General features: G+C 41.5%; 8 protein-coding genes. 6 read left to right on the top strand and 2 right to left on the bottom strand.

Annotated elements, in window-relative coordinates; all coding sequences use genetic code 11:
• The 4 genes from AC4GME_RS03520 to AC4GME_RS03505 form a co-directional block, all read left to right on the top strand.
• On the top strand, nucleotides 1–185 hold a 185-nt coding region (locus AC4GME_RS03520), incomplete at its 5' end, for a carboxyltransferase domain-containing protein (RefSeq protein WP_490379018.1).
• Nucleotides 175–1,134 (top strand): 5-oxoprolinase subunit C family protein, encoded by a 960-nt coding sequence (locus AC4GME_RS03515; RefSeq protein WP_490375572.1) that lies wholly within the window; start codon nucleotides 175–177, stop codon nucleotides 1,132–1,134. The genes AC4GME_RS03520 and AC4GME_RS03515, both read left to right, overlap by 11 nt.
• Nucleotides 1,131–1,523, top strand: coding sequence for a hypothetical protein (locus AC4GME_RS03510; RefSeq protein ID WP_490375573.1), 393 nt, complete (start codon nucleotides 1,131–1,133; stop codon nucleotides 1,521–1,523). The genes AC4GME_RS03515 and AC4GME_RS03510 overlap by 4 nt, the downstream gene beginning before the upstream one ends.
• A gap of 1 nt (nucleotide 1,524) precedes the next feature.
• Nucleotides 1,525–1,845 (top strand): YqfO family protein, encoded by a 321-nt coding sequence (locus AC4GME_RS03505; protein ID WP_490375574.1) that lies wholly within the window; start codon nucleotides 1,525–1,527, stop codon nucleotides 1,843–1,845.
• A gap of 19 nt (nucleotides 1,846–1,864) precedes the next feature.
• On the opposite strand, the gene AC4GME_RS03500 is transcribed toward AC4GME_RS03505, so the two are convergent.
• Nucleotides 1,865–2,335 (bottom strand): YcxB family protein, encoded by a 471-nt coding sequence (locus AC4GME_RS03500; RefSeq protein ID WP_490379017.1) that lies wholly within the window; start codon nucleotides 2,333–2,335, stop codon nucleotides 1,865–1,867.
• Between the two features lie 214 nt (nucleotides 2,336–2,549).
• Here AC4GME_RS03500 and AC4GME_RS03495 point away from each other — a divergent pair, with 214 nt between their 5' ends.
• Complete coding sequence (locus AC4GME_RS03495) at nucleotides 2,550–3,728, top strand: cystathionine beta-lyase (protein ID WP_490375576.1); 1,179 nt, start codon at nucleotides 2,550–2,552, stop codon at nucleotides 3,726–3,728.
• 54 nt (nucleotides 3,729–3,782) lie between these two features.
• On the opposite strand, the gene AC4GME_RS03490 is transcribed toward AC4GME_RS03495, so the two are convergent.
• Nucleotides 3,783–4,712: a glucosaminidase domain-containing protein gene (locus AC4GME_RS03490; protein ID WP_490375577.1), complete on the bottom strand. Its 930-nt coding sequence runs from the start codon at nucleotides 4,710–4,712 to the stop codon at nucleotides 3,783–3,785.
• Nucleotides 4,713–5,089: 377 nt separating this feature from the next.
• Here AC4GME_RS03490 and AC4GME_RS03485 point away from each other — a divergent pair, with 377 nt between their 5' ends.
• Nucleotides 5,090–6,499 (top strand): putative Ig domain-containing protein, encoded by a 1,410-nt coding sequence (locus AC4GME_RS03485; RefSeq protein WP_490375578.1) that lies wholly within the window; start codon nucleotides 5,090–5,092, stop codon nucleotides 6,497–6,499.
• Nucleotides 6,500–6,868: the final 369 nt, after the last annotated feature.

Here is a 6,868-nt window from a genome sequence, read left to right as displayed (position 1 = left end):
AAACGGCTGTTTATCCCGAAAATAGCCCCGGTGGCTGGCAGATTATTGGTAATTGTCCGCTTAAACTTTTCGATCCGAATGGCAGTCCAATCAGCCCCTTTGCAGTGGGGGATAGCGTTAAATTCAGATCTGTTTTACTGGATGAATTTCTCAAACTAGGCGGGCAGGTTAGCGATGAAAAGTAATCCAGGTTTATATGTGATTAATGCAGGTCTATTTAGCCAGTTACAGGACTTGGGGCGTTATGGGCAAGCCAAACAGGGTTTAAGTCAAGGTGGCGTTGTCGATGAGCGCGCCGCCGGTTGGGCAAATTATCTGTTAAAAAACAGTGCCGATAAATCCTTAATTGAAATCAGCTTTGGACAGGCAGAATTTGCAGCTGAATGTGATCTGCAACTGGCCTTAACAGGGGCTGAGATGAATGCCTTTATCTTGACGAAAACGGGAAAAAAAACAGCACAAAGCAATAATCGCAGTTTTATCCTTAAAAAAGGGCAACGTTTAAAGCTCGGTTTTGCAAGCTCGGGTGTACGTGCTTATTTAGCGGTAAAGGGCGGTTTTAATATCCCCCCAAAATACGGCAGCAGCAGTACGGTTAAGCGTAACTTTTTAGGAGGCGTTGATGGTGCTGGCGGCAATTTAAAAAGCGCTGACAGCTTAGCTGTTTTTGAACAGGTAAATAACTTTATTGGTACAAAAATGCCCGGCCAGTTTATCGCTGATTATAATAAACCATTAACCTTGGGGGTTATTGAATCATACCAATGCGATCACTTTTCAAGTGCACAAAAAGCCAAGTTTTACAGTAGTGAATATACTATTGATGCACAAAGCGATCGTATGGGGTTACGTTTGACGGGGCAAAGCATCGCCTGTTTAAGCAGGGGGATAATTTCCGAGGGAATCGCACTGGGCAGTATTCAAATTCCAGCAGATGGTTTACCGATTATTTTATTACAAGACAGGCAAACACTGGGTGGTTATCCTAAAATTGGCTGTGTTGCGCGCTGTGATTTAAGTTTACTGGCTCAAAAGTCAGCGGGTCAGAAAATTCGCTTTAAACCTGCCTGTTTGGCTGATGAGCAATTACGTTATTTACAACGTTTACGTTTTTTTAATCAATTCGAATCATGAATATTCTGGCAATTAGTGCAGATCTATATACACCACTGCTACTGCTCTGCTGGATCTATTATTGGCAAAAAGAGTCAAGGCAAACGCGCAGGTTACAAATTAAAACATTACTGCTGTCGGCTATTGCTGTTTATGCTTTGATGCTGCTCGATAGCTGTTTAAATATTTGGCCATCACTGGGGATGGATTACAGTACACATAGCGCGATTGCACTGCTGTTTGTTGTCGACCTTAGTTTGAAAAATAGAATACTGCTGTTATTTGCGCCACTGTCACTATGCGCTTATTTTTATCTTATGTGGTTTCTTAATTATCATAGTGTTGCGGATATGCTGACCACCAGTCTGCTTTTGTTACCTGTGTTTCTCTATTTAAAAAAAGGAAAATAGTATGTATCAACTTGTGTTTTATGTGCCGGCATCACATCTGGAAAGTGTTAAATCGGCACTCTTTAATGCCGGTGCCGGTCGGATTGGTGATTATGATAATTGTGCCTGGCAGTCGCTGGGTACAGGGCAGTTTAGACCGCTTGAGGCCAGCAATCCTTTTATTGGTTCAATTAATCAGGTTGAAACTGTTGCAGAGTATAAAGTTGAGATGGTCTGTGCAGCGCAAAACATTAAGCCGGTTTTACAGGCGTTGCTTGCTTCTCATCCCTACCAAACACCTGCATATAGCGTTTTTGAGATGAAAAGCATTGATGATTTTTAGCATCGATCCGTTTACTGTTTTATTGGATCTGGCCTTTAATAAATTCAACCACTTCTGCTGTAAGCGTTGCTTTAGAAAGGTAATTTTGCGAACCATTTTTAAGTGTCAGCATTAACCCTTTTTCAGTTTCATCTATCTTAATTATATCTGACCATAACAGCTGCAGATTACTGTATAAGCTTTGGATTTCCACCCCTTTATCATCAATGATTAACTTAATGATATTACCTGAATTTCGGCTCCATACCTGTCTTGTTAGCCACCATGCGCGGCGATAGCGAAAACTAAAGTATTCCACTAAAGCTAATGCCATTAAGAAATAAGCCAGGACATCTTGTTGCTCACCGATCAGTAAAATAAGCACTGCAGTGACAACTAAAACTGTCATAAGCTTGATTCTCGGGGTGCGGTTTTTGCTAAATGGAAGAGACTGATCGTAACACTCTTCCAGGTGTTGACGGTTGAGTGAAAACTCAGATTCAAAGTGCATTTTAGTGCCTTAATAATTTGTAATTATGATATCGATTATAAGAGAAAAAATAGAGTTAGTATTAAATGATTGTATATTTTAAAGTGCTAATGGAAAAATTACAGTTTATTTTAAATGTTGCTGAGCATCTTATGATTGCTACTGCTCATCTGTTACTTAAATGTTAACATGTTAAAAATAGAAAATGTAACACCCTCAGTTATGGAAAATTGCTATGAAAAAAGAAACACAGATTGTTAGTTTAGGTCGTGATAAAAAATGGACAAAAGGGGTGATCAATCCCCCTGTATTTCGTGCATCAACAATGCTTTTTGACACCATGGAAGAGATGCGTTTTGCGACCAAAAATCGTGCTAACGGAGAGATGTTTTACGGACGTCGCGGAGGTCCGACTCATTTTGCTTTTCAAGCAGCCATTGCAGAACTGGAAGGGGGCGTTGGTACCGCGCTTTACCCGTCAGGAGCCGCTGCTATCAGTGGTGCGTTAATGTCATTTCTGCAAGCGGGAGATCATCTGTTAATGGTGGATAACGCTTATGAACCGACCCGCGCATTATGTGATGGTTTACTGGCGGGTTTTGGTATCGAAACAACCTATTACGATCCGTTAATTGGTGCCGGTATTGCCTCGCTGATAAGACCCAATACCAAAGTGTTATTTTTAGAATCTCCGGGGTCAATTACCATGGAAATTCAAGATGTACCGACATTAAGTGCGATTGCTCATCAAAATGATATGATTGTGATGTTGGATAATACCTGGGCATCACCGATTAACTCCCGTCCGTTTGAGATGGGGGTCGATATTTCGATTCAAGCCGCGACTAAATATATCGTTGGTCACTCTGATGTGATGATGGGTACGGCAACAGCAAATGAGAAACAGTGGGAGCAATTACGTGAACACAGTTATTTGATGGGGCAGTGTACTTCACCAGATGATGTTTATTTAGCAAGTCGCGGTTTGCGTACATTAGGCGTGCGTATGGCGCAACATGAGAAGAATGCACTGCAGATAGCGAACTGGTTAGCGGCTCGTCCGGAAGTCGATCATCTTCGCCATCCGGCTTTTGAAACTTGCCCCGGTCATGAGTTCTTTAAACGTGATTTTAGTGCGTCTAATGGGCTGTTTTCCTTTGTATTAAAAGAGGGCAACTTAAAATCAGTCACCGCTTTAGTTGAAAATATGAGCTATTTTAAAATGGGCTTTTCCTGGGGCGGGTATGAAAGTCTTATTTTAGGGGTATTTGGTATTGATAAACTACGTACCGCAACAAAGTGGGATAGCAGTAAACCGTTGATTCGTCTGCATATCGGTTTGGAAAATGTTGATGATCTAATTGCGGATTTAGAGACTGGATTTGCGCGATTTAATGCAGCATTAGCTGATTAATAACAATAGAAGCGTGTGCGAATACGCTTCTATTTTTTTATAAACAGTGCTCAATTATTTATCGGCGATTAAGTGGATTAACTTATTATCAGATAGATACGCCTGGTCGACTTGTTCAAGTTTATTGTAGCGGATCATTGAGCGTAATCCGTCAATATAAGCTTGGCCGCGTTCTGAATATTTATCGAGTGTACCCGCCAGTTCATGCCCCGTGAGCGCTCTGTTTTCGGCGCGCAGTTCAGTACGTAAAATGCGTAATTTCCGATAAGCCTTATTGGTATTAATGTTAAACATATAACCTTCCACTGAAGCAAGCGGGCTATCAAAGCGTGCAACGCCATAATTACCCAGCTCTTTTCGCTGCGCCTGAGGTTTCATGCCGTTGCCGGTAAAATCCCACTGACCAAAAAAAGCGTTACCTTCTTGAGCAAAACGCGATGTCGCCCAACCACTTTCTTCAGCAGCTTGCGCGAGTGTTAAAGAGGGAGGCAGGATATCTACGCGGGTTAATAAGGTTATGCGCATCTCTTCATCTAAGACGGCAGTTTCATTTTCAATAATGCGATATTTAAGGGCAATGCTTTTAAGTTTGGCTGCATCTAAGGCGCTGGTTTTAACAATTTCACGTTCACGCAGAATGTTTTCATTGGCAACTAATGCCAGTGGTGCCATTAGGCGGAAAAATAGCATTTTTTTGGTCTGCACCGGCAGATTTTTTGAACCTTCTGCCCAGCGTTCGTCGACGCCTGAAAACGTAATGCGCGGGACTTCCCGGTTGCCTTTTCCCCAGCTCTCATTGTTATATTGGTATTTATCAAATAAAGCATTTAAGTCATCAAGTGAAGTGATGGTAACTTCAATCGGTTGCGCCATTAGTTGCTCACTTTTGCTCGCGGCGGTGTTTTGTGCATCTGAGCAAGCACTGACAAATAAGCTGCTTGTGAGCGCTAAAACAATACTGGTACGGGAAAAGTGTTTTTTCATGGAGCGAGTTCCTAAGGGAAAATAGTTGTAAGTACCTTATGCGGCTAATCCCTTAAGCTGCTTTGGTGTTAGTTTGTAGCTTACTTATTGATGCTGAGGCTACAAGGCGGGATTCTAGCAGATTTGTGTACTAGAAATGTAGTATTTACATTTTTTGATTTGCCTGCTGTTTTTTATTATCTCGCTGGAAATATTCCTCATTGAATTGTTACTTGGGTTTTATTTTTTTGTGTGAATTGCGCGGTAAATATTTATGTTGACGTTGTGTTTTTTTTTGATGGTTTTACTGTAAAGTGCATTTTTTAATTTTGGTCAATTAAATGACTGGTTTTGGTCAATTAAATGGCTGGCGATCTTCTTGATTCAAGGAACTTATTATGAAGCTGCAATATAAAAAACTATCATTAGCTGCTGCTATTAGTTTAGCCTTAACCGCATGTGGTGGAGGTGGAGGCGGTGATACTCCTCTTCCGGTTAATTCTCCATCAGAGATATCAGGTGTACCTGCAACTTCTGTGGATGAGGGGGTGACTTATAGCTTTACACCATCGGCAAGCGATACCGATAGCGACACATTGACATTCAGTGCACAAAATTTGCCTAGCTGGGCCTCTCTGGACACAGCTACAGGCATGATCAGCGGTCAACCAAGTTTTGCAGATGTCGGAGTATCAAGCGCGATTACGTTGAGTGTCAATGATGGTCAAGCTAGCGTGAGCTTACCCGCTTTCACTATCACTGTGGCTGCTAAGGTTGGCCTTAAAGGTAAGGTCGTTGATGGTTATATTAGTGGATCAACTGTATTTTTAGATAAAAACCGTAATGGAGTTCTCGATGTGGGCGAACCATCTGCTCTCTCTGATGATACAGGTGCTTATCGTTTGCCACTAAGCGATGCTGATATTGCGGCTCTGCCTACTAGTCCTGTTGTTGTTCTTGTTGGTGCTGGGGCTGTAGACATAAGTACGGGTGAGGAGTTTACTGAGGACAATGATCTGGTCTTAACCACCCCCCCGATTTTAGACTTTGATTTAGAGCAAGCTGAAAGTTTTTCTCAAGCTATCACCCCTTTTACCACGGAATTGTATGATGAAGTCAAAGCGACCCTAGATCTAGTGGTTTCAGGTGACTTACCTGCAAATGCATTAACATTTGCAATAGATGCAGCTAAATCAACGGTATTAGAGAAGACTGCAGCTGATTTAGACATTGATATAGACAAACTTAAAGATCTACTATTTGCTGACTTCCTTGATCCAACAGCAGAGGTTGGATTAGAACTCGTGAAGCTTAATGAGCTAGCTGATCATGCAGTGAGTACAACTGATGATCTGCAAGAAAGCCAAAAATTAGCAGGGGAGGTCGCAAGTAGTCTGGAGGACAATCAAGAAGTACTAGCTAGGGTTAAAAAGTACTCATTCACTGACTGGCATACATTGGAAATTGTTTTTATTAAAGAGGTCTCTAAAGAAATAACAACAACAGCTGATAGTGGCGATAAAGTGATTGAATGGGAAGCAACAAAGTACCGCCTCAATGCAGATGGCACGCAAATGGAGATCGGTGGAGAACCATTAATCTATGAGATCGTCTCTGTAACTGAGAGTAAAAAAGTAGATGGTACTTTTGAAGCTGAAGTGAAGTATGAGATTGATAGAAATGGTGATAATGAGCGCCTATTTAAAGGTAAATCTTACAAACAGGGGACGTGGACAGCAACAACTACAACATATTTTGAATATTTTGATGAATCGAAACCAAGTGTTGAGGCACCAGAGATAGCATAGGGTGAAGACCGTAGCTATCAAGGTGGGGATATTAAGGGATCTGTATTAGCAGAAAACTATACTGATATTGACTTCATTCACCACACAACTGAAAGTTCACTAAGTGAAAATAATACGCTAATAAATACGTATAGCTTTAAAGAGTTTGTCCGCACAAATGGCGAGTATGATTTACAAAAAGCCAATTATGCAGAGACCCGTATTGATACCCAATCTGCAACGGGTGTTTTACACGAAGTTAAAAAAGATTGGGATGCTGATGGCTCGATTAATGACTATTTAGCAACAGAGGTGCGTTTTGATGGCTCGCAGATTGAAACCAAAGCTCATCCTGTGTGGCCAGACCGTAGTAGTCAAGAATGGCAGGAG

The sequence above is a fragment of the Psychromonas sp. genome, from assembly GCF_983033635.1.
Note: the sequence above shows the minus strand (reverse complement) of the source record. Positions and strands in the feature narration are given on the sequence as shown.